Here is a 26,508-nt window from a genome sequence, read left to right as displayed (position 1 = left end):
GATAAAGAAGCAATACGGGTTTTGAAAAACGCTATTTATCGTCGATAGCCTGATAGTGGAGTTTCCAGCCTTTCGCGCTTTTAGATTCGTTACTAACAAACCAGACCAAAACTCTATTGTACCAACTGGTAATAATCGGTGGAATATCAGGGCCACTGAAAATGGCTAAAATGGGTTGCTCAGTACCATCTTCAGCGAAGAAATAAACCTGGTCGGTTTTGGCTTCCGTATCAAATTCTTCGAAATTAATTTTGATTTTCTTGCCTTTGGGTACCTCAATCAGCCATTTGCAATTACATCTATTAGCATAATTTTCAGTTCCGCTGCCATCTACAATATAACCTTCTTCACCCTTTACCAAAATTTTATCCGTACAATATAAGCCACTCGAATCAATAGGCTGGGCTTCATAGTATAGGTAAGCATTTTTGTCTTTAAACGCCTTAGTTGCAAAATTTACCTGAAAAGAATCTGCCCTGAACGTATAAGGCTGAGATAATTCAGAAGCCGTAAGAGTGGTATCCTTTTTTTGTGAACCCTGAAAAAGGGAAACATTAATGGGATTTTTGGTCAATAAAGGCTGAGATAGTAAAAGCTTATAATTAGGATATTTACCCAAAGGAGCTACTTTAATTAATGCTTCTTTTGTGCCTTTTTGAGCTAATGGGAGATATGCCTTTGTTTGCGTAAACCGCTTGGATAATTCTTGGGTTTCTATATAATTTTTAAGATTCGCTACATTTACTAAGCCTGCCCCTAATTTACCCTGATACAATGAATTATACTGGTCGATGGGTTGTGCAGTATTTTTCAGTAACCGGTCAAAATCTTGTGTGTGTAAGTCTGGATAAGCAGCCATAAAAGCGGCAACTACTCCACCAATAATAGGGGTTGAAGCAGAAGTTGCGGATAGATAATTAATAAAACCCGGTTGAAGCGGAAACGTAGTAGCAATCGAATCAGATGGGGCTGTAATATCTACAAAACTCCCATAATTCGATACCTTATATTTTCGCTTTTCACGGTCGGTGGCTGCCACAGAAATCACCCATGGGAAAGCTGCTGGCATCAATGGCTTATCTGCATAAAAATTACCTGCCGAGCCAATGATAAGGGTGCCTTGGTTTTGTGCTTTTTTAAGAATATTTTCTTTTTCTATATCGAAGCTACCACCACTCCAACAAGTGACAATAATATTTGCTTTTTGTTCCAGCGCATATTCAATACCTGTATAGCCGTCAATAATATAATTGTTCTGGCGGGAGTCTGATGAAGATTTAATAGGAATGATTTTGAAAGATGATGTCTGGTTGCAAAGTTTTTGTAATGTCTGCAGAAGAATTCCGGCTACTTTGGTACCATGCGAAAACCGTTGTACATTCTGAACCGGAGGATTTACATCTCCATCGTTATCAGAGAAATCCCATCCGATTACATCATCTGTTTTTCCATTCTTATCATCATCAATCCCATTTCCGGGAATTTCTTTGGGATTTTTATAGAAATAAGGTTTCAGGAAGGGATGATTAATGTCAAAGGCATCGTCTACAATGGCAATGACTATCTCTTTTCGGGTATTCATTGCTTTAAAATCAGCCAGAATACCTATCTGTTCCCAAGCCCAGTTATTTTTATCGGCTTGAGAAAATGCTGATGTTTGAATTCCCAAAAAAGCCTGTGCTACCAGAAAGGCTTTTAGTATTGATGACTTTATCAAAGGTTTTAATATTTATTGCTGACAGTTATTGTTTCTGTTCCTCCGGATTGTCCTAAAACATAGGAACTTAAGCCCGGGCCTTGCCCCATATGCATTGGTACTTTTCCGCGCAAATCAGGCAAGGCGAAAGTTGATACGCCATTTCCACCATAATAAGTACCAAGTAAGGAAAAGAGAGCCGTATTCTGATAGATAGATAATATCTGCCCGTCACATGCTGCCCAATCTTTAGGAGCATAATTAAAGCCAAATATATTGATTTCTCCGATATAATTATCCTGACCATTTCTCGAAGGAAATACACCTTGCAAAGCAATACAAAAATTTAATGCTAAATAGGGTTGAAGATTATCTAAGACGATATCCGGCTTAGGATTGGTATTAACCCAGTTGTTCCCATCCCATGTCAATAATTGACCGGCTTGTGTGCCCGAATTAAGCTTGATTGTATTAGCAGTAATACTGATAGGAGCACTTGCAGCCGGAGTAGTAAAAGGTGCCAGATATTGCCAGTTATCGCCTGTCCAATAATAAAAACCTTTCGCCTGATTATTACCAATATTATAAACTAAAAGCCCTTCGGCTGGTTCTGTAACGGGGTTGGGATCAACCAAACTGGCTGTTAATGTTATCTGGGGTACAAGAATACCACTGTTTGTAGAACTTGCAGTAATATTTGGTTCTGGCTGGTAATAATCGCCCGGAGTAATGGTTGTTGATTGTGCCTTTGCTATTTGACTCAGACACAAGAATATGAATAAACCAAAACAGCTATTGTAAATAAACTTTTTCATGGCGTGATTTTAATATTTATTGTCAATAGTATGGCTTTCTATTCCTCCTGATTGTCCCAAAGTATAATTACTTAAACCAGGGCCTTGTCCTTTATGTACAGGCACTCTGCCTCGCAAATCAGGCAGGGCAAAGGTTGATATGCCGTTACCGCCATAAGTAGTGCCAAGCAAGACATAAAGAACTTCATTAGTAGATGTTGCTAATAATTGGCCATCACAAAGTGCCCAACCTCGAGGAGCGAAATTAAACCCATAAATTTCTATTTCTCCAACAAAAGGTTCGTATCCATTCTGAGCAGGATAGATACCCTCTAAAGCAATAGAGAAATTAAGTGCTAGATAAGGTTGGTGGTTATCTAAATCAGCAGCCGGCTTTGGATAAGTATTCACCCAGTTATAACCATCCCAGGTTAATAACTGCCCCGCCGCTGTGCCCGAATTAAGCTTGATGGTATTGGAAGTAATGCTGATAGGGTCTGTAGCAGTTAGGGCTCCTCCTAACAATTGCCAGGAAGTACCTGTCCAGTAATAGAAACCTTTATCCTGATTGTCACCAATATTATAAATCAAAAGACCTGCGGCAGGATTGGCAACAGGAGAGGCAGACGTTAAATAACTGCTAAGTGAGATTTGTGGGACAAGTATACCATTGCTGTTGGAAGTAGCAATAATATTAGGTTGATTATTGCCAGGTGTAATGAGAGTCGACTGCGCATTTACAGTAATGATAGAGCAAAAGCAAAGGAGTAGACCAGTACTTATGGATAATAGAATTGTTTTCATTGAGATCAGTTTTTTAGATAAGTCAAATTTATATTGACTCTAAAAAACAATCCTAAAAATGGCTCAACAAACCCCTGAAATTTTTATCCAATGATTTTAGGGTATCAAAAAAGAAACTGCTTATGGCTTCTTTTGGGGTGAATATGCTTTAATATTTATTATCTATATTATGACTTTCTACTCCTCCGATCTGTCCTAAATCATAGTTGCTTAATCCTGGGCCCTGACCCATACCAATTGCTACTCTGCCACGTAAATCAGGCAATCCAAAGGTTGTTTGTCCATTTCCCCCGTAGGTTGTACCTAATAATGAAAAAAGAGCCTGATTCTGGTTAATAGGTAAAATCTGACCATTGCACATGGCCCAGCCTTTAGGTGCAAAGTTAAAGCCAAACAAGGCTATTTCTGCAACAAAAGGATCAAGACCATTTCTTGAAGGAAATACTCCTTGCAAGGCAATACAATAATTAAGGGTTAAGTAAGGTTGATGGTTATCGAAAAACTGACTCTGCTTTGGATTTGTATTTACCCAGTTATTCCCATTCCAGGTAAGCAATTGTCCTGCACCTGTGCCCGCATTCAATTGTATATTATTAGATGAAAGACTGATAGGCGTAGTGGCAGAAAATGGAATAGTAGTTGCCAGATATTGCCAGGCTGTCCCCGTCCAATAATAAAAGCCTTTCGCCTGATTGTTGCCGGTATTGTAAATAAGAAGCCCAACTGCCGGATTCGTAACAGGGCTTGCTGAAGCCAGGCTCGCAGTTAAGGTAATTTGCGGCACAATAACACCGTTATTGGTAGAATTAGCCGTTACATTGGGCTGATTATTTCCTGGAGTGATTGTAGTGGATTGTGCAGAAGCCTGATATGTCAGACACAAAATTAGCATTACACTAGAGAATGAAGCATATATAATTTTTTTCATAGCCTTAAATTATCATTTGATGAAAATCGGAGAATTGTATATGAGATAATTTTAGTATTTATTGTCAATATTAAAGCCCTCTGCACCGCCTTGTTGTCCTTGTACAAAGCTACTCAAACCAGCACCTTGCCCCATATGAATAGGTGCCCGACCCCGCAAATCCGGAACAGCAAAGTTTGACACGCCATCGCCGCCATAGGTAGTACCAATTAATACATAAAGTACCTCGTTTTCTGAAATTGATAGTAACTGGCCATTGCAGAGTGCCCAACCAGCAGGAGCGAAATTAAAACCAAATACTTCTATTTCTCCTACAAAAGGCTGTGAGCCATTCATTGACGGAAATATGCCATATAAAGAAATACAGAAATTAAGTGCCAGATAAGGCTGTGTATTGTCTATGTATTCGGGTGGTTTTGGATTAGTATTTACCCAGTTATTTCCATTCCAGCTTAATAATTGTCCTACGGTGGTACCTGCGTTCAGCCTGATATTGTTGGCAACAACACTAATCGGGCTTGTAGCAGTAAGCGTGGTCGCACTTCCTAAATATTGCCATGCTGAACCATTCCAATAATAAAAGCCTTTCGCCTGATTATTGCCTGTATTGTAGACCAGAAGTCCTTCTGTTGGGTTGGCAACAGGGCTTGGTGAATCCAGACTGGCCGTTAAAGTGATTTTCGGAACAATAACTCCGTTATTGGTGGAAGTGGCCGTCAGGTTGGGTTGGCTATTACCCGGTGTAATAGTGGTAGATTGCGCGTTTACTTTAGTGAAAACGCATAGAATAACTACTAAACCAAAACTAATTGAGGGTAAAAATGATTTCATGGCCTGGGCATTTAATAGTTAATCAAATTTCTATTATTTTGTTCGAAATTCATAGAAATATCTGCTTAACTTTCTTAATGGTTGAGCATAAAAAAACGGTACAGAGGCGTTCTGCACCGTTTCAGTTAATATGGCAATATGTTAAACTCTTTCCAGTTTAATCGGATAAGTCTTTTTAGATGCCCATTGTGGTACATAGATATTTTCATCTGAATCCATATACACATCATGCGGGTGCATAAATACATTGAACGGGTCTTGTTTTTTCTGTTCACCCAGTTTGCCATCGGTATAGATAGGCTCGCTACCACCCGGGGTAGAAACTACACGATCGTTTTTATCAAGTATCGTAATGTATCCTGAATTAGCATTATCACCTGAAGTAGAGCGATAGGCAGCCCCCAAAAGTGTTTCACCCTTGATAACCGGACGGCAGATAAATGTACCAGGTAAAGCAATCGTAGAAAGATGATTGCCATCTAGAGTAAATCTTTTCCAGCAATTTTCTACGCGTGAGGTAACCAATAAAGTAGGTTTTTGCTTGTTGCGGGTATCAACAATAACGCCGTGGTTACACTTAAACATATCTTTTCCACCCCAATGTTTAATTAATTTGCCTTTGGCATCATATTGCATCACATAGTTCAGACCATAGCCATCTACTACATAAATATCTCCATTGGCTGGGTTAACAGCCGTCTCAGTTGGTTTAAACTGCGTTGGGTAATCATAAACCCCGGTTTCTTTCGGGTAATCTATTTTGAAAACCACTTTTCCGGTCAGGTCAGTTTTAATTACCTGATGGCGGTCAGTATCGCAAATCAATAGAAACTGGTCGCTTCCCTGTCCGGCAATGGTTAGCCCATGTCCGCCCGGATAAGAATTACCCCAGGTTTCCAGCAATTTGCCCGACTTATCGTAAATCAATACGTTGTTTTTGGTCTCATTGGTTAATAAAATCAGTCTGCCCTTTGAGTCTTCTACCATCTCATGGCAGTCGTTCACAGGGTTTTTCGTGGCATCTAATACTCCCCATCCTGTTTTGACACGGTATTTATGGGTATTATGGCCGATAATGATTTCATCGTTTTTGCCGAAGCTGATTCCGGGCAGTAATGTCGCAGCTGTAGCTAAGCCTCCAAGCTTAACAAAATCACGACGGTTCAGGTAATGGTTCATGGTATGAGGTTGAATATGTTCGATAAAATTCCTGTTAAAGATAATAAAAAAGCATGATTTCCAAGAAACCATGCTTTTTATTCTATTACTTATCTGCGTTTAGATTTGGTAGCGCCTCTGCCTTTATCCGGCTTAAAGGTTTTCTTTGTTGATGATGGCTTGCCACCAGGCGGAGATTTACTCTTTTTAACCTCAGGTTTCCTGTTTTTCTTTTCGTGAAATGCGCCCTTAAATGTTGGGTCTTCTTTTTTGCGTTGGTCATCAATCTCGCGAAGATAATTCTGGCGTTCTTCAAAAGGCGTATCAGCAGTTTCTAAATCCGCCGGAATCTCCTCTCTAGGAATCTCCATACGAATGATTTTTTCAATCTTCTTGATATGATACTCTTCGGCAATTGTCAGAAATGTGATGGCTTCACCGACATGATTCGCTCTTCCAGTTCGGCCGATTCGGTGTACATAATCTTCATAAATCAACGGCACATCAAAATTAATCACGTGAGATACGTGCTGAATATCAATTCCTCTGGCTGCCACATCAGTAGCTACCAATACATTTACCTCTCCTTCACGAAAAGCTTCCATTGAGTTGATACGTGTATTTTGCCCTTTGTTGGCATGTATCACCCGTATTTTGTTGAAAGGGACAATCCGCTGCACCATCGAATTATACACATAATCGGCTACTTCTTTTGACCTTGTAAAAATGATGGCCTTTTGTACTCCTTCTTCATCGAATAAGTGTTTCAGCAGATTAATTTTTGTCTGTGTGTTAGGTACTTCAAACATCCGCTGCTTCACGGTCTCAGCAGTAGTTGCTTGTGGCGTTACCTCTACACGAGTAGGGAATTCCAGAAACTCTTCTGATAATCTTTCTACTTTTTCAGGAAAAGTAGCCGAAAATAATAGATTCTGTCTTTTACGTGGAATCACCTCCAGAATCTTGCGTATCTGTGGCATAAAACCCATATCCATCATTTTATCGGCTTCGTCGAGCACCATGATTTTAAGGTCTTTTACCTTAAGCTCCTCGCGCAGGTATAAATCCATAAACCGGCCCGGCGTAGCTACAATAATATCAATGCCTTTCTGAATCGTCTCAATCTGTGTCTTAGGCCCAAGCCCTCCATAGATAGCCGTATGGCGCAAATCGGTATATTTAGCCAGTTCTGAAATAGCCTTGTCAATCTGCATTACCAGCTCGCGGGTAGGTGCAAAAATAATGCAACGAGGCATAGTGCCCTGTGCATATTTGATTTTCATGAGTATAGGCAGCAGATAAGCCGCTGTTTTTCCTGTACCCGTTTGAGCAATGCCTAATACATCCTGCCCTTTCATGATTAGCGGAATGGCTTTGTCCTGAATAGGCGTAGGCTCTGTATATCCGCTATCTGCCACGGCATTTAATAGCTGGCGATTCAGCTCAAATTTTTCGAAAGAATTTTCCATATATCTTATTGAATGAGCCGAAATTATCGGTTACACTCTTTTGTATTTTGGTACAAAATTAGTCAAATAATAAAACTTACCCTAATTTACAATTTTCCCCCAACCGTTTTGGCTGGATTTGTGTCATAGTTAATAAAGACCATACCACATGCAAAAAAGTTCATTATTAATCGTATTTATCGTTTCCCTGTTGACAAGTTCTTGTGGGAAAAAAGATGATCCGTTTCCGTACGGACCAATCACTTCTATGGGAGTATCAGCCAAAAAAGTGAATAACGAAGTGACCTTAACTTTATCTGCCTACACCTTTAAAAGCCCTGTTGGCCCTGAACCCACTACTTTTGATGAGGCCGAAGTCTGGATTTCGGAAGAAGCCTCCGGTTACTCAAACATGAAACTGGCCTACACAACCAAAGAAACTACAGTAAAACTCACAAACCTGAAACCTGACAAATATTATTTTGTAGCCGTAAAAGGCACTAAGAATGGCGTGAAAACCGACTTTTCTAAGTCTATTATGTTTATTACCAGCTCATTGAGTCCTACTTCAACGCTTATTGAAACTTCTCGTAATTACTATATGAAAGGTTCGAGTAATAGCCCTTATCTGGCTTATGTCGATGATTTGACGAAAGAGTTGATTCTGGAAAACTGGAAGGATAAATCTACTAAAGTATTGTTTAAGAATACCGAAAGTAAATGGTATCAGGTGAAAGGCTTTAATGCACAGGGTGATCGGCTATTTTTAGAAACCAGCAATAATAATAACAAAGAAAGAGCCATTGATTATTATGATATAGCCACTCAGAAATTTGTTTCCATAGAAATTCCGGCCAATGCCCGTATCTGGAATTATGCCTTTTCGCCAGACGGCACTAAACTGGCTTATACCGATTATAGCCGCCAGGGTTTATATATCTATGATATTCCGACTAAAACAGATAAATTATTTTCGAGCGCAGGTTTTTATAGCTTCGATTGGTCTGCTGACAATAAGTCTATTCTGGCACTAACCAATAAAGCTTATATGGGAAATGTGATGGTAGTGGAGAAATATGATATAACACTGCCAACTAAGGCTCCAACCCGGGTATTTGACTGGGCTAATGAGTCGATTGGATGGGTAACTTTTTCGCCTAAAGAAGACTATGTGTTATTTGGTAGTTATATTTCCAATAGTATGGACTTGTGGATTTCTGAACTAAAAACCGGAAAACTCTGGCAAATTTCAGATGTCGGCAATTTCGGATGGGTATCAGACAAAGAGTTTTTTGTGAATACCAACAAAGCAGACAACGAAGTTACTTACAAGACCTATAAATATACAATGCCTTGATATAGGTTTGGGATTTACCTCAAGTAAACCTTCAAAGGTATTTAATCCTGCAGAATGAATCTCTCGTTTTGCAGGATTTTTATTTAATATCTTATTTACTGTTTTTTCCAACGTTTTTTCCGAAATTTAAATCCTAATTTATATTTAATAACCTCTATCCTATGCAAAGGCTAACTTTATTTATTATTTGTTTTGTTACGTTTTTTATTAATGCCTGTCAGAAAAAAAATGAGCCTGCACCACCGGAACCCAATAATGGAATTTCATCAGTGACTGTATCATCCAGAAAGATTAATGGCATAATTACTCTGGATATTTCTGCTTTTGCACTAGATGCTGCCAAGAACCCTAAACCGACTACATTTGAACAGGCAGAGGTTTGGATTTCAGAAGAGTTGTCAGGTTATACTAACATGAAACTAGCTACCACAACTACTACAAGAACTGTAAAATTAGAAAACCTAAAGGCCGACAAAACCTACTATCTGGCAGTGAAAGGGATGAAAAACGGTACGAAGACAGATTTCTCACCTGCGATTATGTTTAGTACGCGCTCACTACAACCGGTTGAAACACTATTGGATTTTCCTTTTAATTTTGGTGTGAGTGGTTCGGCGCTATTTCCATATTTATCTTATGTTGATATTGAGTCAGGCAAAGTAATTCTGCGGAACTGGAAGACTAAAGTTGATACAGTTATATTTACAAACTCTGCCAGCAAAAGTTATCTGATAAAAGGTTTTTATGGATTGACCCTTGGAATGTACCTTGAAACAACCAAAAATACAGCGCTCGGTTTTGACTCTTATGGTTTACTTAAAGATAAGGACGGGCGCCCGACTGGAAAATATGGAATTACAGAAATGGATATGCCATCAGGAGCGAGAATATGGAATTGTGCTTTTTCGCCTGATGGACGCAGAATGGCCTATACGGATTATAATAAACCCGGATTGTTTGTCTATGATACTATTCTGGATGAATCGTATATGTACTTTCCTGAAACATTTTTTGATTTTTATTGGTCGGCTGACGGAAAAAATATTATTCAGACAAGGAACATAGCTAATGCTAGCTTGGATGCGCGCGAAGTAGTGAAATGGGATTTAGGCGATCCTAAAAAGGCACCGGAAAAAATATTTAATTGGCCTGACGAAATTGAATCGTTGTCTTTCTCTCCAACACAGGAGTATGTATTGTTTATTAGCAATGTATCTAATAATGCTGACTTATGGATTTATGATTTGAAAAGCGCAAAAACCTGGCAAATCTCAGACGTAAATGGTTTTGGATGGTTATCAGAGAAAGAATTTTTCGTGAGTGTCAACAAAACTGATACGCAAACAAGCTGGAAAACGTATAGATATACAATGCCTTAGTCAGGCACCCTTGGTCAGGCACCCTTAGTCAGGCATTGTAAATTCCTGGAACTGCCCTTTAAAGCTTTCTCCAAACCCTTTACCATATTTCGCCCAGAAACGTATTTTTTTGACTTTCTGATGTGCTCTGCCTTTATTCAAAAAGAATGTGGCTGCTTCTGATTGAGTAGTCACTTTCTGATTGATAAAGACACCACCCTTTAAAATCTTATCAATTACTCTGAAGTTTTCCTGCTTCCCATCCTCATACGTAACCAGACAATGGAGATAAGGTGGTTGGAAGAATAATCTTGCCAGTTTCCCTTTCAGGCTATAGTCTATTTGCGCAGAAAAGACAACGGGATTATCCGTATCAGGTAAGTTAATATCTTCATCAAGCTTAAACGTAATATCTTTCGTATTCACTGTTTTCAGCGTTTTAGCTATTGACTGATGTTGAAAAACAAAGAAAGTATCTTTTTCGATGAGCGTGGTGTCTGTCAGCTGATAATGCTTTAATAATGCCTTTGTCAAATCAGTTTCGACCCAGAAAGGATTCTGCTCGCGGAAAGATTCTACATGGTAAACCACATATTGGGGCGCTGTTTTAGAAAGATATTTTTCTCCATTCTTTTGCATTAGCCAATCACTATTAGCCTGATAAGACTGAATAATCGGACGAGGATTATAATTCATTCGATTAAAAAACAGATAAGTAACCTGATGCGGAACAATATCAACAGTCGATTGGCCTATTTTATCTCGTAGTGCCTGCGGCAATTGAACGGGGATATTTTTAAAGTTATCTTCATAATCATACGTGAACAACCTTTTCAGATAGTTGACAGGGTTTTTCTGCGCGATAATATCTGTAATCTGAGTCGGTTTAAAGTCCTCTTTCATTTCCTGTGCTAATAGAGTAGGAGGGTATGTGAGTACATAGCCTTTCAAAGTATGTTCTCCCATATAGAAACGAATGACCTGCGTTGCGAAGATTTGTAAAGCCAATATAGTTACGAAAGCTCTGCTTGCCCACATTTTTTGTTTCTCCTCTGTAAACAAATAAAGAAGCACTGCCAAAGGCGACATAAACAAGAAGAACCCGAAAACATTATAGTGCCCCACAGCCGTATGTGCCTGTTTAAAACACAGAAACCATGTAAGGGCAACAAGTATATATATATAAAGCGACTTCCATTTAAAAGTTAATAAAATGAATACTCCTGCAACTAGTAAAATCAAACCTTCAAACAATAGAAGCGGTAAAAACTCTGCCTGACTTAAAAGCATTACAGCCATTCCATCCTGATACGAATCAATGATTTTCATGCTTGCCCCCAGATATGCCGGAATATCTACATTGAGTGTAAAAGAAAGTGCATAAGTCAATAAAACCTGTAAAATGGCAAGAATAATGACTGTACGAAGTGTGAAATATTTAGCTATATAAAAGTAAACTAAAGAGGCGTAAAAGATGAGATAGACAACAATACTCAGATTTACTTTTATGTAAAAAATAAGAACGGAAAGAATGAAAGCCAACAATAAACCAACCGAATTGCGGGTTTGTTGGGCATGCAATAACCAGAACAGAAAGAAATAGAAAAGTGTAAATGAAGTATCAGCAATAAAGCCCCATGGCATAAAAATAAGTAATGCCGAAATAGCCACTACCCACCATTTGGTACCTGCTTTAACAAAGGCAAGCCGAATAATAATCAAGTAATTGAAAAGCGTGAAAAGCTCTACTGCCACCAATAAAAGATGTGAAACAGTTTTAGGCAAAAGCCCTGTATTGAGATAACCCAATGGCCCATAATTAAAGATAAAATCTCTGCCAAAAACAAAGTTGTTCTCGATAGCCATCACCAATGCTTCGTGCCAGGATGCATCAATATCAAAGCCTGCGTACCCGGCAGGAATGGTTAATGAAAAGAAAATAAGACTAAAAAAAACAAGAAAGAGATTTTGCTTTGTAGTTTTTGCTGGAGCCATCGAAAAAAATAAAGTCTTTTACTCTGATTGCAAAAGTAGAGTAAAAGACTTCTATTTTAAGTATATATCCCCGAAAATTTTACCTGCCTGCACGTTTTTTCAGGTCTTCTCTTTTCAAGGTAATCAAATGCCCGATAGGTTTACCATTGCGATAGGTGGCCACTCTCAAGGTGATTTGTGCATCAGGCACTTCAAATGGCTGGGTATATTTGGTAGAGAAATTATCCGGCATGGTATCGTCCATCGTATAGTAGATATCTACGTCAGACAATTCAGAACCTAATTCTGCCATCAGTTTATTGTCTTTGTTGCTGGCCTTCACAATGGCATCATATACCGCTTTCGAATAACTCATTTCAGCTGCATCTGCTCTCTCAAAATGGGCTTCCATACGTTTCACGAAATTGTTCCAATCCTTACTTTCTTTCGGTGACCAGAAAATATCCGACAATGCCCACGCTCTCGGATAGGTCATATATTCGGCATAGCGAATCGTTGGAATCTGTTCTGTCCATAAATTTCCTTGTCCACCTAAAATATACTTAGGGTCGACACCTTCCTGCACAGGGTCGAAACTATAAGTTTTGCTCAAACGTAAACCCGCATAAATAGGAGGATCAATCGTATTTTCTCCCTGATTATAGTCTAAATAAGCAAAGGTACTTGGGGTCATTACTACATCATGTCCCATTTTTGCGGCCTCGATTCCACCTTTTACTCCTCTCCAACTCATCAGGGTAGCAGTAGGAGAGATGCCGCCTTCCAGAATTTCATCCCAACCCAATAGTTTTTTGCCTTTGGCATTCAGAATGGTTTCCACACGCTTCATGAAATAGCCTTGCAGTTGTTCTACCTCATGCATATTCATTTTCTTCATCAATGCCTGGCAACCCGGGTCTTTTTCCCAGAAGCCTTTATAACACTCATCACCACCTACATGGATATATTTATTCGGGAAAAGTGCTGCTAATTCAGTAAACACTTTATCTAAAAATTCATATACTTTTTCATCAGATGGATTGAGTGTATTATCAATAAACATTCTGAATTTGCCGCCACCATACCATTCAGCAAAGTTAGTACCCGGGTTTACTTTCGTTTTAGGGTCTTTTGTACATGATAATTCTGGATAAGCTGCAATGGCTGCCATGCTATGTCCCGGTACATCAATTTCAGGTATGATAGTCACGCCTCTTTCGTCGGCATATTTGATAATCTCTCTTATATCATCTTGTGTATAGAAACCGCCGTAAGGAGTTGGCTCTCCATCTTCCGGGGCTTTTCTATCGCCAAAATGGCCATCTCTTGCTACACGCCAGGCACCAACTTCAGTCAGTTTAGGCAAAGATTTGATTTCTACTCTCCAACCATTATCGTCAGACAAATGCCAGTGAAGTGTATTGAATTTATACCGAACCATATCATCAATATAGCGTTTCACATCTGCTTTAGAGAAGAAATGGCGGCTTACATCCAGCATCAGCCCTCTCCAGCCAAAGCGAGGGTAGTCAAGTACCTTTACACCCGGCACAGTCCATTTCACCCCTTTTGCTATTGATTTACTTTCAATTTCTTTAGGTAGTAATTGCAACAGCGATTGCAGCCCATAGAATAGACCTTTCGAAGTATTGGCCGTAATTTTTACCCCTGCATTGCTGGCATCCAAGGTATATCCCTCATTGCCAATGGTCGTATTAGGTGTTGCATTAATTGTAAACTGAATAGCTCCGGTTTTCTGAATTTTTGGTGCATATCCGGCTGCTTGCTGCAATTTAGCAGCCAACATTTCGGCTATTTTCTGACTTTCGTCAGTATTGGCACCAATAGTTGTAGCCGCTGTGATAGTATAAGCACCTGCTGTATTCTTGATTTCTACGGGTTTCGGAATAATATTTTGCGCAAAAACATCAAGTGTAAGAATGCTTAATAGAAGCAAAAAGAGCGTTTTTTTCATGAGGTAACTTTTAGGTTTTTTTGAGTCGAAACAGAGCTCAAAAGTAAGTAAAAAAGCAGTGGATTGCGCAAATATTTTGCGGTTCAATATTTCATCTTCTTGAGCGCCTCATAATATTTAGTCAGATTATCCCGATTCTGTTCGATAAAACGGAGGTAATTATCAGCATTACGCATATTATTGAGTGCCAAGCGGCTTAACTCTGAGGTTGGTGGAATAAGTGAATAGTAATAACGCGCCTGATTCATATCATTTTCGATACTTGCTAATAAACTATATACCCGATCCTTTGCTTCTTTGGCTCTTCGATACGAATCGCTTGTGTTTTTATTCATAAAAGATGTCACGAGTGTATGCCATGTTTTTGAATCTACTTCTGCTCGTTTGGAATAATAATATCCAATGCTTGATTTAGCCTCGTCGTTGGTATTATCAAATCGCAGACTTCTGAAATCAGCATTCAGTTTTTGTTGGTCTGTGGATAAGGTTTCATATACCTTCAAAGTATCCAGATAATTGAATTTTAATCGTCTGGCAGGTTTATGACCGTAACGAAATTCCTGCATACTGAGAGGATAGTCTAATAATTGCCAGAGTGGGTCTAAAGGAATATGTCTTTTGATAAAGGTTTTACCCTCGGTCAGATAAAACTCTTCATTCAGATTTTTTAAGAACGAGCCTGTGTGCATATCGATGGATCCTGCACTCCAGGTTGGGTCGCATAGATACCATCTATTATTTATTTTCACTGCATTCCAGGAGTGCTTTTCCGACGAAAAGGCCATCACATTGGTTCTGGGATTAAGGCTTTTACAATAACCGGATATACTATAAGCTTTGATATTACAAGCATTGCATAAATCCTGAAACAGATTGGTATAACCCATACAGACCGCCTTCTTACGGTGTATCACTTTTTCAGACTTTTGTGCCTCTGCATATTGTTCGGCAGTTTTGATATTCATCTCGCTAAACAAATCAATATCATAGACAATATTATCTGTTACCCATTCATAAATGGCACGTACTTTCAAAGAATCATTTCGGATACCATCTGTTATTTTTGAAGACAGGCGCTTCACCGATGGCGAAACGGTTTGTGCAGAAACAGCAAAGCTCAAGCAAGAAAATAACAGAAAGTAAATTCCCTTTTTCATTTCAGAAATTTAATTGGGTAATACAGCCATCTGGCTAAAAAGGTTAATATCAGCATTTAAACGATAAAACGGGTTTTCTATTATCTGAGCCTCGGATTTGACTAAGTTTTATCAATATCAAACACAAAAAAGATAGTAATTAAGCTGTGAATCACTATCTTAGTACAATTAAACCAACTATCAGGCACACCATGAACTTCACTACTAAACTAAAAACATCTTCTTATAAATTCTATTTTTTGGTTTTAAGCCTTTTGGCCAACTGTTCAATACTATTCGCCCAACAATACGATGTCATTATCAGAAACGGCCGGATTGTAGATGGTTCAGGCAATCCGTGGTATAGTTCTGATATTGCCATTAAAAGTGGAAAAATAGCAGGGATAGGCTCTTTTCAAACCAATGAAGCGAAACAAGTGATTGATGCCAGAAATCAGATTGTATGTCCGGGGTTTATTGATGTGCATACTCATGTGGAAGATGGGATCAAAACCGTATCAACGGCTGATAATTTTATTCATGACGGCGTTACGAGTGTGATTACGGGAAATTGTGGCTCATCCGAAGTGAATCTGGCCAAGTTTTTTGACGAATTGAAACAGTTACAGATAAGCGTGAATTTAGGTTCATTGATTGGGCATAATTCTGTTAGAAGAGCGGTAATGATGAATGTTTTCCGTGACCCGACGGCTCAGGAACAACAAAAGATGGAAGCACTGGTAGAACAAGCCATGAAAGATGGGGCGGTAGGACTGGCAACCGGATTAATTTATATACCCGGCACTTATTCTAAAACGCCAGAGGTAGTTGGTTTAGCCAAAGCCGCATCAAAATCCGGTGGTATTTATGCCTCTCATATCCGTGATGAAGGTGTCAAGGTACGAGATGCGATAGAAGAAGCCATTAATATTGGGAGAGAAGCACATATTCCGGTTGAAATATCACACTTTAAAATTTCTAGCAAACCACTGTGGGGACAAAGTGATATGACGATTGGTATTGTTGAAAAAGCCCGTCTGGAGGGAATAGATGTAAATGTTGACCAATATCCTTATACTGCCAGCAGTACGAATATGGGAACGATGCTACCTTCATGGGCTTTAGCTGATGGCGATTCGATGGTGCACGTACGCCTGACAAACACTGAAACAAGAAAGAAGATTCGTGAGGAAATGATCAAAGGTGTAAAGGCTGATAAACGCAAAAATTACGATTATGCCTTTGTTGCCCGTTATAGAGCCGACTCCACAATGAATGGAAAAAATGTAAGCGAAATCAACAAACTCTTAGGCAGAAAGAGCGATTTGGCTACAGAAGCGGATTTAATTATGGATATGGTAGACAAGGGTGGAGCACAGATGGTATTTCATAAAATGAGTGAAGACGATGTGGCGAAAATCTTACGCTACCCGAATACCATGATAGCCTCTGATGCGGGAGTCATTCAGTTTAACAGAAATATGCCGCATCCACGTGGCTATGGATCTAATGCCCGTGTCTTAGGCAGATATGTACGCGAGAAGCAGGTGTTGAGACTAGAAGATGCCGTGCGCCGAATGACTTCTTTACCAGCCCAAAGATTTAAGATAGAAGACCGTGGTTTAATCAGAACCGGATATGCTGCTGATATTGTAATTTTTGATGAAAACAAAATTACAGATATGGCTACTTACGAAAAACCTCATGCCTATTCAGAAGGCATTGATTATGTATTAGTCAATGGAACAGTAGTGCTTGAAAATGGAAAGCATACAGGTAAAAAACCAGGAGAAATTATTTATGGTAAAGGTAAGCTTAGTTCAGGCGCGGGTCAGTAGGGTAGTTGGAAAGTACCTTGTATTCGCCACCCATACTTTTTAATATCTCACGCCAGAACTGGTTGGCAGGTGTATCAAAAATGAAATGTGCGTCGGTTTCTGAAACTATCCACGAATTTCGTTTCATTTCATCATCCAGTTGCCCTGCCGACCAGCCAGAATAGCCGATAAACAGGCGAATATCTTTTTCGGTAATCTTTCCAATATTTATCAGGGTTTTGATATTCTCAAAATCGCCTGACCAGTAAATGCCATTGCCTATATTAACTGCACCTTCAATATCACCAAACCGGTGGATGAAATGTAGCGTATTCTGTTCAACAGGTCCGCCAATGTATAAAGGTAACTCGCCATATACATTTTCCATTACATCATCCAAATGCAGATTAGTTGTCTGATTCAAAACCAGACCAAACGAACCTTGTGAATTATCTTCACATAAAAGCACTACACTCCGCTCAAAATTAGGGTCACCTAAAAAAGGTTCAGCAATTAATAATTTCCCTCTTCCCACTGACATATTTTCCGAATATTTTTAATGAACAATTACCGGTTTCTTCATTAACTCACTTTTTATCAACGATGTTTTCAGCCTTTTATAATCGCCCTACAAAATAGAGGTTTTCAAAATAATGAAAAAACAATTTCTTAAAAAACTTCTGTTGGAAATTTAAAATTTTCCAACTATATTGCCTTGCAAATATGTAAACCGCTAATCTTAAATGTTGTATGGGCAGGAAAGTTTTAGTTTTAAATGCCGATTATAGTGCATTAAGTATTTGTACCGTTCCGAAAGCTTTTTCTTTGGTGTATCTCGACAAGGCCGAGTTGGTATCAGACTCCCAGAAAGGCTATCTCCGAACAATAGACACCACTTATCCTCTCCCCTCAGTAATACGTCTCCATCGCTATGTAAGTTTACCCTTCAAGGGTGTTATGCTCAGTAGGCAGAATGTATTTAGGCGGGACGGGAACAAATGTGTATATTGCGGAAGCCACGAAGACCTCACCCTCGACCACCTCACACCAAAATCTAAGGGTGGCAAAACAAACTGGGATAATTTAGTAACTGCTTGTCGCCGCTGCAACTCCAAAAAAGGCGACCTCTCCCCCGAAGAAGCAAACCTCTCTCTCACGCGAAAACCTTACAAACCATCTTTTATTATGTTCCTCCGCGATTTCGCAGGCTCTATTGAAGAGAACTGGGTGCCGTTTTTGGGTATAAAGGAGAGAAGTTAAAGGATTGGGTACAGAACATAGAGCAGGCAAGGAATTTATTTGCTTAAACTTATGTTGAAAAGTCTATAAGTTTAGTAGATTATTTCATAAGTTTGTAAATTAATGCTTGATAACATGCTCGATCTTCTCAAACAACCTTGGCATTGGTCTGTAGCCGGTGTCATTATAGGACTTTTCGTCCCTCTTCTGTTGATTTTAGGCAATAAAGCCTTTGGAATCTCTTCTTCTATGCGGCACATTTGTGCAGCTATTTTGCCCGCTAAAATTTCTTATTTTAAATACGACTGGAAAAAAGAAAGTTGGAATCTGGTTTTTGTCCTAGGAGTTATCATAGGCGGCTGGATAGGTGCACACTTACTAAGCAACCCGGAACCCATCAAAATAGCCGATAGCACCAGAACTTATCTGCAATCTATCGGTATTCATGAATTCAGTGCCTTAGTACCTACTGACCTATTCAGTTGGGAGAACCTCTTTACCCTTCGTGGATTCGTTTTTATGGTAGTAGGGGGCTTTCTGGTTGGCTTTGGTACACGTTATGCCGGAGGCTGTACTTCGGGGCATTCTATCATGGGTTTATCCAATCTTCAATTGCCCTCACTCATTGCCACTATCTGTTTTATGGTAGGTGGTTTTCTGGTTACCTGGTTAGTTATTCCTTATTTATAATTTTTGAGTCATGAAAGAGATAAAAGACATAGATACATTAGATTTTGAAACCCAGAATTTATCTGATGCAGCTCCTGAAAAAAGAACTTTGGGTAGCTTATTGAAATACCTGATTTTAGGTATAGGTTTTGGGATTGTTCTGGTAAAAGCCGAAGTTATTTCCTGGTTTCGTATTCAGGAGATGTTTCGCCTGGAATCATTTCATATGTATGGAGTGATTGGTACAGCCGTAGTGGTAGGAATGATTTCTGTGCAAATCATCAAACGATTCAAGGTGAAAAGTATAAGCGGTGAGCCTATTAAACTAGAAGCAAAACCTTTCAGCAAAGGACAGATTTTCGGTGGTTTACTCTTTGGCTTCGGTTGGGCGCTAACAGGCGCTTGCCCAGGACCAATCTATGCACAGATAGGCACAGGCGTTACGGTGTTTATTATTATTTTATTGAGTGCATTGGCTGGGACGTGGTTTTATGGATTAATTAGGGAGAAGTTGCCTCATTGATATTCGGTCTTACTTAAAGTCAAAAAAATATAATAAAAAGCTAATATATCGGTAGAGACATAATAAAATGATGTGTTACTTTGCTTATTCATTTTTCAATCCTGTAAACTCATGAAAAAATTAGTTCTGTTATTATTATTAAGTCCTGTGATACTTTTCGCGCAAACTAAAGAAGTAAAGTTAGTCAGAGACGATGCCAATAAAAAAGTAAACGTATTGGTAGATGGAAAACCATTTACTTCATACTTCTACCCGGGACCAGACGTGCTTAAAAAAGCAGTTTTGTATCCTGTTTATACCTCTAAAGGAACTGTTATCACCCGTGGATGGCCATTAGACCCTCGTCCGGGCGAAAGAGTTGACCACCCTCACCACGTAGGTATCTGGATGAACTATGAGGATGTAAACGGACATGATTTCTGGAATAACTCACTTACTCCACCAAGTGCAAAAGGTACTTACGGAACGATTGTACATACCGGTATTAAATCTGTAAAATCAGGTAAAAAAGGCTCTTTGGTTGTAACAGCAGACTGGTTGGATAAAGAAGGTAAATTGATGCTGACTGAAGCAACTACTTATACATTTCAGGGAACAGAAAACCAACGTATCATTGATAGAACTACTACTTTGACTGCCGCTGATAAAGAAGTAGTATTCAAAGATGTAAAAGATGGCTTTTTTGCCATTCGCGTTGCCAGAGAATTGGAGCACCCATCTAACAAACCGGAAGTATTTACTGATGCCAGTGGAGTAGCCACAAAAGTGCCTGTTTTAGACAATAAAGGTATTGTGGGTTCTTACCGCAACAAAGAAGGGATTGAAGGCGAAGATACATGGTCAAAACGCTCAGAATGGATAAACCTGAGAGGACAAATCGGTAATGAGAAAATCTCGGTAGCCATTATAGACCATCCTAAAAACCCCGGGTATCCCGCTTACTGGCATTCACGTGGTTATGGTCTTTTCTCGGTGAATCCGTTAGGACAAAAAGTGTTCTCTAATGGTAAAGAGACTTTGAATCTGACTTTAGCGCCTAAACAATCAACTACTTTCCGTTATCGTGTAGTAGTAACCTCTGGTGAAGTTTCAGATGCTGACTTAAATAAGTTGGAGGCTGATTTTGGGAAGTAAAAGATTTGATATTTCGTTGCTCAAACTTATTTTTGGGCAACGAAATAAAATTTTAAATGTTATTGAAAACAAACTTTTGTGCTGTATTTTCTTTTTTCCTACTTCCGACTCTTCTGAGTCATGCTTCAGATTCGTTAAAAATCAGAAAAACGGAATATTACGAAAATGATAAGTTAGTTCGAACTACCTCATTTAATCAGAACGGTTTGGTGGTGAGTGACTATTTTTTTGACTATAATACTGATTTTAGTAATATAAAGGAAAACTATGCTCTAATAGTGAAATTTAAAGATGGCAAGCAATCAAATTTTATAACATATCGGTTTAAGACAATAGGAGACAGTATATTTTTTTACAATACTTCGGATATAGGGTCAATACAAAACATTCTCTACGACTCCTCTGGAAAATGCACTCAGGCAAATTATGAGAGAATATATTTAAAATCAGATTCTGTCAGGATGTTTTCTTTAGCTTTCTTAGAAGAGAATATTGTTAAAAGTAATGATGGATTCAGGGTACTGTATTTATATGATTCATTAGGTAGAAGAATAGAAGAAAGACATTTAGGAACAAGCGCTCTACTTAACACAAATACTCAAACTAAGAAGTATAGAAATGCGTTAGAACAGGTTAGATTTACAAAGCAGATGAAATATGATAGTACAGGTAGATTGAAAGAATTTAGTAATATCTATTTTGATAAACCTGAAAAGAAAATCTGGACAATACAGTATTCAGGCAAAAATTCTTCCACAGAAAAGCAACATTTTAGTAGAAAGAAACTTAAAGAAAAAACAATTCGAAAGGCTTTTTTCAATTCGGAAGGTTTGGAAGTAAAATATGAAGATTATGTAATTTCTCTAAAGAAATCAAAGGTTAAAGAAGAACCAAAACTAGACTTTATCACTGAAAACATTTATGAAGATAAAAGAATAGTAAAAATAGTGTATAAAAGTGTTTCTCTCGGAAAGAAAAAAGAACACAAACTTAAACACTATTTTTACTAAAGTATTCTACAACAAAGCCCCGGTACCATTTACATTCGGAAAAATAGGCTTGCCTTTATCTAAATACACACCTGTTGCAGGGTCGTTAGAGATTAGGATAGAACCATCCATATCTACATAGTCTAATAATGGTAGCAATTGCCCGATAGCAGAGATACCAATACTGGTTTCGGTCATGCAGCCGCACATTACTTTCATGCCTAAAGTTCTGGCTTCGGCAATCATTCTGCGGGCAGGGGTAAGACCTCCGCATTTCGCTAATTTCACATTTACGCCGTGGAATCTTCCGAAACATTTTTTTACGTCTTCTTCAATGATACAACTTTCATCGGCTATCAAAGGTAATACCGAATGTTTCATCACTTCTTCCATTGCGGCATAAGCGCCTTTCTCCATAGGTTGTTCAATGAATTCTACATTCAATTTGCTGAATTCAATGGAATTTTTAATGGTTTCCTCTACGCCCCATGCACAATTGGCATCTACTCTGAAAAGCGCATTGGTATGTTTACGCAGTTCTTTGACGATTTCCACATCATGGTCGGTGCCTAATTTGATTTTATAGATTGGAAAATCAAATTCCTGCATTTTCGACACCATTTTTTCGATGGTATCAATCCCGATGGTATAATTAGAATAAGGAACTTTATCGATTGAAAGTCCCCATAATTTATATAATGGTTGACCCAGTTTCTTGCCCCATAAATCCCATGCAGCCATGTCTAGGGCACAATGCGCAAAAGGATTATCTTTCAGATGAGGGTACATCAAAGCCCAGAAATCTTCCGGATTTTGCAGGTCGTAGTTTTCAATGATAGATTGGTATTCGGCCAGTTTATCTCTCATGCCCTCGGCTGTGACACCATAGTAGGGGATAGGTGTGGCTTCACCATAACCGCTGAATTCGCCATCTTGTAGCTCTACAATAAACGCATCAATATCATCACGCGAACCGTGTGCGATGGTAAAAGTGTGCCGCATTTGCAGCTTAAGGATATGAAATTTTAGTTTCATTGATGAAGGATAGAATAAATGAGTGATTGAGTGATTTAGCGAATTAGTGATTAATCTTAAATTCACTCAAATGATTATATCTACAAATTTACTAATTCGTTGCCTCTTAAAATAGGTACTACGTCGTATAGGTCTTTTTGTAAGCAATAGGCGATGTCTTTATGGATGCCTAAATTTTGCAAACGACGGATATGCGATGAATTAGCCAAGTAACCAATTAAATCGTCTTTTGCCTGTTGATACAAACGTAATGACATAATAGCACTATCTTCTGGTACAAAATATTCATCTTCCAGCGCTGCGATTAACGCTCCTGCATATAGCGTGTCTTCAATATTTACACGGCCTTTCCAGCCTGCACACAAGACCAATACATCATAAGGCTGCGTTTTCAAGTATTTAACCACGGCATTCAGGTTTAAGAATGCGCCTGCTAAAACTTTTACCGCCGATGCTTTTGCTTTGGTAATTGAATAGGTGCCATTGGTGGTAGTCATAGCGATTTTTTCACCAATCAGCCTTTCGCTCATATAGCTGAATGGCGAATTGTCTAAATCAAAGCCCTCTACTTTTTTTGCATTTCTTTCAGCAGCAGCAATATAGCCCATCTCCTGCAATTTCTTACATTCTTCTACCGTTTCAACCGGAATAATGCTTTTTACGCCATAAGCGAAGCCGGTTATCATACACGAAGTAGCACGGAAAATATCTGCTATGATTACGATTGAATTGTCGATACTATGAAGATGTAATAAATCGGGTGTGAGGCAAACGTCAATATTTTTCATTCAATAATTGAGAAAAAAAATTCAGACGACTATTGAGTTATCTGAATAAGCTTTGAGACTAAATTTTGGCAAAGATGCCAAAAAATGCTGTAAAAGCCTATTAAAAACGCTAAATTGCGGCACAAAAAACAGAATAATGATTACGATAATAGTAGCAGTAGCCGAAAATGGCGCGATAGGAAAAGACAACCGATTACTATGGAGACTTTCGGATGATTTGAAGCAGTTTAAAGCCCTTACAAGTGGCCATGCAGTAATCATGGGCAGAAAAACATTTGAGTCAATTGGTAAGCCTTTGCCTAACCGAACCAATATCGTGATTACAAGACATGGCAAGGTGTCAGATGATGAATCGGTGGTAACAGCAAATTCAATCGAAAGAGCTATTGAGATAGCAAAAGAGGTAAAAGGGGAAGATGAAATCTTTATTATCGGTGGGGGAAATATCTATGAACAATCTTTGTCCATTACAGATAAAATTATTCTGACGGAAGTGAAGGTAGATATAGATGGGGATACGTTTTTTCCGAAATTGAATGAAGACGATTGGAAAGAGGTATCTCGGAAATCATATCAGAAAAATGAGAAAAACGACCATGATTTTGATATTGTGGAGTTGGTGAGGAGGTAGTTTTTCTATGTAGGGGTTCAAAATTTTGAACCCCTACTGGAATGAATATAAATTTCTACGCCTTCAATTGCGCAAATTCCTTGGCAAAATAACTCAATATAATATTAGCTCCTGCTCGCTTAATACTCAATAGCAATTCATACATTGCTTTTTGTCCATCAATCCAGCCGTTTTGAGAGGCCGCTTTAATCATGGCATATTCACCTGAAACATTGTAGGCAGCTATCGGCAATGGGAAATTATCTGATAAGGTTTTGATTACATCCAGATAAGAGAATGCCGGTTTTACCATCAGGAAGTCAGCGCCTTCTTCCATATCCAATTGTCCTTCAATCAAGGCTTCTTTTACATTGGCAGGATTCATCTGATAGGTTTTCTTATCACCAAACTTAGGGGCAGAATCCAATGCATCACGGAAAGGGCCGTAGAATGCACTAGCGTATTTAGCCGAATAAGACATAATGCTTATTTCGCTAAAGCCTTCATCATCCAATAACTCACGGATATAGCCTACACGTCCATCCATCATATCTGATGGCCCCAGAATATCTGCTCCGGCACGTGCTTGTGCCAAGGCCATTTTGCCTAATACATCTAAGGTTTCATCGTTCAGAATCTTCCCGTTTTCTACAATCCCATCATGTCCATCACTGCTATAAGGGTCTAAAGCTATATCTGTCATCAAAGCCAGATCAGGAAATTTATTTTTGATTTCGCTTAAGGCTTTCAGGTAAAGTGTACCCGATTTATAGCTTTCGGTAGCATATTTATCCTTTTTTGTTTCAGGATAATTCGGGAATAAGCAGATAGATTTAATGCCTAAATCAGTCACTTCTTTCAATTCTTCCAGAAGCGTATCTAACGAGAAACGATAGATATTAGGCATTGATTTAATTTCGCTTTTGATGTTTGTGCCTTCCATCACAAACATCGGAAAGATAAAGTCGTTGACCGAAAGCGTAGTTTCCTGCACTAAATCTCTGATGGCAGCGCTTTTACGGTTTCTTCGTGGGCGGTGAATAAGCATATTTTATGTAGTGTTTTGTCGTGGTTAAAAATTCAAGGCATCAAATTCCTTAAAATGCCCATTCATAGCGATACGGTCTTTGGTTCGTTCTACTTCTGAAACAATAGGCAAGATTCTTTCCAGATGGGCAATCAATGTTTTCTGGCGTTGGATTTCGGAAGCCATAGTCAATAATTCATACTCTTCATTGACTGAAAGGCCGATCTTATGAGCTATGCGATAACTGAAGGGCTGATAATCGGGTTTGTTGTAATCTACTTTTATTTTCAGCAATACATAAAGTCTATCGACCAGGCTCAATAAAAATGGATTTACAGCCTCATTCAAATCGTCGTTATCAATAAATTCTACCTCGCCACCTGCATAGAGTTTTTCTTCTACCGGATTCTGAAAATCAGTGATTCTGAAAATTCTCAGGCCTTTGGTTTTAATATCCATCCGGCCATCTCCATATCGTTTAGATAACTGTGTGATATGTACCTCAGTTCCATAGCCGGCCAGTTTATTATTTACAAAAGTAGGAATGCCAAAAGTGGTCTGATTATCAAGACACTCATTAATCAATTCTTTATAACGAGGCTCAAAGATATGGAGATTTAAATCTTCATGTGGAAAGACTACAAGGTTCAGTGGAAAAAGAGGTAAGAAACTCATAGAAGCCCAATTTTGGTTTATGAGAATAACCCAGATTCGGGCATTATTGTTTTGGTGGCAAATGTTTTTCAACACTTAAGCCAATCGACATAATGAAAGGCAGCGGATCCTGACGCATATACTGTTGAAGCTTGATGGTATACTTTCCTTTCTTCGGAAACTTATACGCACGGCTCGACAATACTTTACTATCATAAATATCGCCCAGACCCTTGCCCAAAGGTTTTCCGGTTTTAGGCTCAAACAAAATTACCTGTTCAAGACGCTTCTCAATCTGCTTATTATCCGGCCCGTAAATATATCGGGTTACATAGAGGTTATTATAAGGATATTGAGAGGCGTTTCTGACCAGCAAATAAATATCGTAAGGGATGGTTTCGTCTTTTACCTCGAAGGTAAAAGACGGAACCTCTTTGATGTACCAGTTTGTATCTTTAAAGTCAATAAAAGACTTATAAATCGCATTGCTGTCGCAAGCGAGAACACTCACACAAAGTACGAAGCCTATAATAAGGTTTTTCATTAAGCAAATATATTTTCAAA

General features: G+C 38.7%; 24 protein-coding genes and 1 pseudogene. 9 read left to right on the top strand and 16 right to left on the bottom strand.

Annotated elements, in window-relative coordinates; all coding sequences use genetic code 11:
* Positions 1-31 precede the first annotated feature (31 nt).
* From ACYVFA_RS25840 to ACYVFA_RS25810, 7 genes and pseudogenes are all read right to left on the bottom strand, one after another.
* Entirely contained in the window at positions 32-1,717 is a 1,686-nt protein-coding gene (locus ACYVFA_RS25840) for a S8 family serine peptidase (protein WP_460474756.1), read from the bottom strand.
* 5 nt (positions 1,718-1,722) lie between these two features.
* Complete coding sequence (locus ACYVFA_RS25835; RefSeq protein ID WP_460474755.1) at positions 1,723-2,511, bottom strand: phage tail protein; 789 nt, start codon at positions 2,509-2,511, stop codon at positions 1,723-1,725.
* Positions 2,512-2,520: 9 nt separating this feature from the next.
* Positions 2,521-3,294, bottom strand: coding sequence for a phage tail protein (locus ACYVFA_RS25830; protein WP_460474754.1), 774 nt, complete (start codon positions 3,292-3,294; stop codon positions 2,521-2,523).
* 163 nt (positions 3,295-3,457) lie between these two features.
* Positions 3,458-3,748 (bottom strand): annotated as a pseudogene (locus tag ACYVFA_RS25825) (phage tail protein); the annotation flags it as partial.
* A gap of 525 nt (positions 3,749-4,273) precedes the next feature.
* Positions 4,274-5,053 (bottom strand): phage tail protein, encoded by a 780-nt coding sequence (locus ACYVFA_RS25820; protein ID WP_460474753.1) that lies wholly within the window; start codon positions 5,051-5,053, stop codon positions 4,274-4,276.
* Between the two features lie 141 nt (positions 5,054-5,194).
* Positions 5,195-6,232: a 6-bladed beta-propeller gene (locus ACYVFA_RS25815; protein ID WP_460474752.1), complete on the bottom strand. Its 1,038-nt coding sequence runs from the start codon at positions 6,230-6,232 to the stop codon at positions 5,195-5,197.
* A gap of 89 nt (positions 6,233-6,321) precedes the next feature.
* A complete protein-coding gene (locus ACYVFA_RS25810) occupies positions 6,322-7,680 on the bottom strand; it encodes a DEAD/DEAH box helicase (protein ID WP_460474751.1) in 1,359 nt (452 codons plus the stop codon).
* Positions 7,681-7,828: 148 nt separating this feature from the next.
* Here ACYVFA_RS25810 and ACYVFA_RS25805 point away from each other — a divergent pair, with 148 nt between their 5' ends.
* On the top strand, positions 7,829-9,016 hold the full coding sequence (locus ACYVFA_RS25805; protein ID WP_460474750.1) for a TolB family protein: 1,188 nt from the start codon (positions 7,829-7,831) through the stop codon (positions 9,014-9,016).
* 161 nt (positions 9,017-9,177) lie between these two features.
* Complete coding sequence (locus tag ACYVFA_RS25800) at positions 9,178-10,395, top strand: TolB family protein (protein ID WP_460474749.1); 1,218 nt, start codon at positions 9,178-9,180, stop codon at positions 10,393-10,395.
* Between the two features lie 24 nt (positions 10,396-10,419).
* Here the strand turns inward: ACYVFA_RS25800 and ACYVFA_RS25795 are convergent, their stop codons facing one another.
* From ACYVFA_RS25795 to ACYVFA_RS25785, 3 genes are all read right to left on the bottom strand, one after another.
* Positions 10,420-12,369 (bottom strand): hypothetical protein, encoded by a 1,950-nt coding sequence (locus tag ACYVFA_RS25795; protein ID WP_460474748.1) that lies wholly within the window; start codon positions 12,367-12,369, stop codon positions 10,420-10,422.
* Positions 12,370-12,448: 79 nt separating this feature from the next.
* Positions 12,449-14,323, bottom strand: coding sequence for a beta-N-acetylhexosaminidase (locus tag ACYVFA_RS25790; protein WP_460474747.1), 1,875 nt, complete (start codon positions 14,321-14,323; stop codon positions 12,449-12,451).
* 83 nt (positions 14,324-14,406) lie between these two features.
* Positions 14,407-15,480 (bottom strand): transglutaminase domain-containing protein, encoded by a 1,074-nt coding sequence (locus ACYVFA_RS25785; RefSeq protein ID WP_460474746.1) that lies wholly within the window; start codon positions 15,478-15,480, stop codon positions 14,407-14,409.
* Positions 15,481-15,626: 146 nt separating this feature from the next.
* Between ACYVFA_RS25785 and ACYVFA_RS25780 the strand changes: the two genes are divergently transcribed.
* Positions 15,627-17,297: an N-acyl-D-amino-acid deacylase family protein gene (locus ACYVFA_RS25780; protein WP_460474745.1), complete on the top strand. Its 1,671-nt coding sequence runs from the start codon at positions 15,627-15,629 to the stop codon at positions 17,295-17,297.
* Here ACYVFA_RS25780 and ACYVFA_RS25775 read toward each other — a convergent pair.
* Complete coding sequence (locus ACYVFA_RS25775; protein WP_460474744.1) at positions 17,275-17,817, bottom strand: YqgE/AlgH family protein; 543 nt, start codon at positions 17,815-17,817, stop codon at positions 17,275-17,277. The genes ACYVFA_RS25780 and ACYVFA_RS25775 overlap by 23 nt on opposite strands.
* Positions 17,818-18,026: 209 nt before the next feature.
* On the opposite strand from ACYVFA_RS25775, the gene ACYVFA_RS25770 reads away from it, so the two are divergent.
* The 5 genes from ACYVFA_RS25770 (at position 18,027) to ACYVFA_RS25750 (ending at position 21,851) form a co-directional block, all read left to right on the top strand.
* Positions 18,027-18,536: an HNH endonuclease gene (locus tag ACYVFA_RS25770; protein ID WP_460474743.1), complete on the top strand. Its 510-nt coding sequence runs from the start codon at positions 18,027-18,029 to the stop codon at positions 18,534-18,536.
* A gap of 114 nt (positions 18,537-18,650) precedes the next feature.
* Positions 18,651-19,205 (top strand): YeeE/YedE family protein, encoded by a 555-nt coding sequence (locus ACYVFA_RS25765; RefSeq protein WP_460474742.1) that lies wholly within the window; start codon positions 18,651-18,653, stop codon positions 19,203-19,205.
* A gap of 10 nt (positions 19,206-19,215) precedes the next feature.
* Entirely contained in the window at positions 19,216-19,707 is a 492-nt protein-coding gene (locus ACYVFA_RS25760; protein WP_460474741.1) for a DUF6691 family protein, read from the top strand.
* Between the two features lie 111 nt (positions 19,708-19,818).
* Entirely contained in the window at positions 19,819-20,841 is a 1,023-nt protein-coding gene (locus tag ACYVFA_RS25755; protein WP_460474740.1) for a DUF6807 domain-containing protein, read from the top strand.
* Between the two features lie 62 nt (positions 20,842-20,903).
* Positions 20,904-21,851 carry a hypothetical protein gene (locus ACYVFA_RS25750; protein WP_460474739.1) on the top strand — a complete coding sequence of 316 codons (948 nt, stop codon included), beginning with the start codon at positions 20,904-20,906 and terminating at the stop codon, positions 21,849-21,851.
* Positions 21,852-21,857: 6 nt separating this feature from the next.
* Here ACYVFA_RS25750 and ACYVFA_RS25745 read toward each other — a convergent pair whose 3' ends face one another.
* Together ACYVFA_RS25745 and ACYVFA_RS25740 are read right to left on the bottom strand one after the other, a co-directional pair.
* Positions 21,858-22,865: a dipeptide epimerase gene (locus ACYVFA_RS25745; RefSeq protein ID WP_460474738.1), complete on the bottom strand. Its 1,008-nt coding sequence runs from the start codon at positions 22,863-22,865 to the stop codon at positions 21,858-21,860.
* An 80-nt stretch (positions 22,866-22,945) separates the two neighbouring features.
* Entirely contained in the window at positions 22,946-23,653 is a 708-nt protein-coding gene (locus ACYVFA_RS25740) for a 2-phosphosulfolactate phosphatase (RefSeq protein ID WP_460474737.1), read from the bottom strand.
* Positions 23,654-23,789: 136 nt separating this feature from the next.
* Between ACYVFA_RS25740 and ACYVFA_RS25735 the strand changes: the two genes are divergently transcribed.
* Positions 23,790-24,284, top strand: coding sequence for a dihydrofolate reductase (locus ACYVFA_RS25735; RefSeq protein WP_460474736.1), 495 nt, complete (start codon positions 23,790-23,792; stop codon positions 24,282-24,284).
* Between the two features lie 55 nt (positions 24,285-24,339).
* Here ACYVFA_RS25735 and hemB read toward each other — a convergent pair whose 3' ends face one another.
* The 3 genes from hemB to ACYVFA_RS25720 are packed head-to-tail and all read right to left on the bottom strand — an operon-like array spanning position 24,340 to position 26,488.
* On the bottom strand, positions 24,340-25,311 hold the full coding sequence (gene hemB / locus ACYVFA_RS25730; protein ID WP_460474735.1) for a porphobilinogen synthase: 972 nt from the start codon (positions 25,309-25,311) through the stop codon (positions 24,340-24,342).
* Positions 25,312-25,335: 24 nt separating this feature from the next.
* On the bottom strand, positions 25,336-25,965 hold the full coding sequence (locus ACYVFA_RS25725) for an LON peptidase substrate-binding domain-containing protein (protein ID WP_460474734.1): 630 nt from the start codon (positions 25,963-25,965) through the stop codon (positions 25,336-25,338).
* Between the two features lie 43 nt (positions 25,966-26,008).
* Positions 26,009-26,488 carry a gliding motility lipoprotein GldH gene (locus ACYVFA_RS25720; RefSeq protein WP_460474733.1) on the bottom strand — a complete coding sequence of 160 codons (480 nt, stop codon included), beginning with the start codon at positions 26,486-26,488 and terminating at the stop codon, positions 26,009-26,011.
* Between the last annotated feature and the right edge of the window lie 20 nt (positions 26,489-26,508).

The sequence above is a fragment of the Emticicia fontis genome, assembly GCF_054779675.1.
The sequence above is the reverse complement of the archived record's forward strand: the minus strand, read 5'-3'. Positions and strand labels throughout refer to the sequence as shown.

What these genes read in the sequence shown, in the direction of transcription:
- ACYVFA_RS25810 (WP_460474751.1), bottom strand. Translation starts at nt 7,680, where the DNA reads ATGGAAAATTCTTTCGAAAAATTTGAGCTGAATCGCCAGCTATTAAAT.
- ACYVFA_RS25760 (WP_460474741.1), top strand. Translation starts at nt 19,216, where the DNA reads ATGAAAGAGATAAAAGACATAGATACATTAGATTTTGAAACCCAGAAT.
- ACYVFA_RS25720 (WP_460474733.1), bottom strand. Translation starts at nt 26,488, where the DNA reads ATGAAAAACCTTATTATAGGCTTCGTACTTTGTGTGAGTGTTCTCGCT.
- ACYVFA_RS25820 (WP_460474753.1), bottom strand. Translation starts at nt 5,053, where the DNA reads ATGAAATCATTTTTACCCTCAATTAGTTTTGGTTTAGTAGTTATTCTA.
- ACYVFA_RS25755 (WP_460474740.1), top strand. Translation starts at nt 19,819, where the DNA reads ATGAAAAAATTAGTTCTGTTATTATTATTAAGTCCTGTGATACTTTTC.
- ACYVFA_RS25815 (WP_460474752.1), bottom strand. Translation starts at nt 6,232, where the DNA reads ATGAACCATTACCTGAACCGTCGTGATTTTGTTAAGCTTGGAGGCTTA.
- ACYVFA_RS25725 (WP_460474734.1), bottom strand. Translation starts at nt 25,965, where the DNA reads ATGAGTTTCTTACCTCTTTTTCCACTGAACCTTGTAGTCTTTCCACAT.
- ACYVFA_RS25830 (WP_460474754.1), bottom strand. Translation starts at nt 3,294, where the DNA reads ATGAAAACAATTCTATTATCCATAAGTACTGGTCTACTCCTTTGCTTT.
- ACYVFA_RS25790 (WP_460474747.1), bottom strand. Translation starts at nt 14,323, where the DNA reads ATGAAAAAAACGCTCTTTTTGCTTCTATTAAGCATTCTTACACTTGAT.
- ACYVFA_RS25770 (WP_460474743.1), top strand. Translation starts at nt 18,027, where the DNA reads ATGGGCAGGAAAGTTTTAGTTTTAAATGCCGATTATAGTGCATTAAGT.
- ACYVFA_RS25775 (WP_460474744.1), bottom strand. Translation starts at nt 17,817, where the DNA reads ATGTCAGTGGGAAGAGGGAAATTATTAATTGCTGAACCTTTTTTAGGT.
- hemB (WP_460474735.1), bottom strand. Translation starts at nt 25,311, where the DNA reads ATGCTTATTCACCGCCCACGAAGAAACCGTAAAAGCGCTGCCATCAGA.
- ACYVFA_RS25805 (WP_460474750.1), top strand. Translation starts at nt 7,829, where the DNA reads ATGCAAAAAAGTTCATTATTAATCGTATTTATCGTTTCCCTGTTGACA.
- ACYVFA_RS25785 (WP_460474746.1), bottom strand. Translation starts at nt 15,480, where the DNA reads ATGAAAAAGGGAATTTACTTTCTGTTATTTTCTTGCTTGAGCTTTGCT.
- ACYVFA_RS25835 (WP_460474755.1), bottom strand. Translation starts at nt 2,511, where the DNA reads ATGAAAAAGTTTATTTACAATAGCTGTTTTGGTTTATTCATATTCTTG.
- ACYVFA_RS25740 (WP_460474737.1), bottom strand. Translation starts at nt 23,653, where the DNA reads ATGAAAAATATTGACGTTTGCCTCACACCCGATTTATTACATCTTCAT.
- ACYVFA_RS25800 (WP_460474749.1), top strand. Translation starts at nt 9,178, where the DNA reads ATGCAAAGGCTAACTTTATTTATTATTTGTTTTGTTACGTTTTTTATT.
- ACYVFA_RS25795 (WP_460474748.1), bottom strand. Translation starts at nt 12,369, where the DNA reads ATGGCTCCAGCAAAAACTACAAAGCAAAATCTCTTTCTTGTTTTTTTT.
- ACYVFA_RS25745 (WP_460474738.1), bottom strand. Translation starts at nt 22,865, where the DNA reads ATGAAACTAAAATTTCATATCCTTAAGCTGCAAATGCGGCACACTTTT.
- ACYVFA_RS25765 (WP_460474742.1), top strand. Translation starts at nt 18,651, where the DNA reads ATGCTCGATCTTCTCAAACAACCTTGGCATTGGTCTGTAGCCGGTGTC.
- ACYVFA_RS25735 (WP_460474736.1), top strand. Translation starts at nt 23,790, where the DNA reads ATGATTACGATAATAGTAGCAGTAGCCGAAAATGGCGCGATAGGAAAA.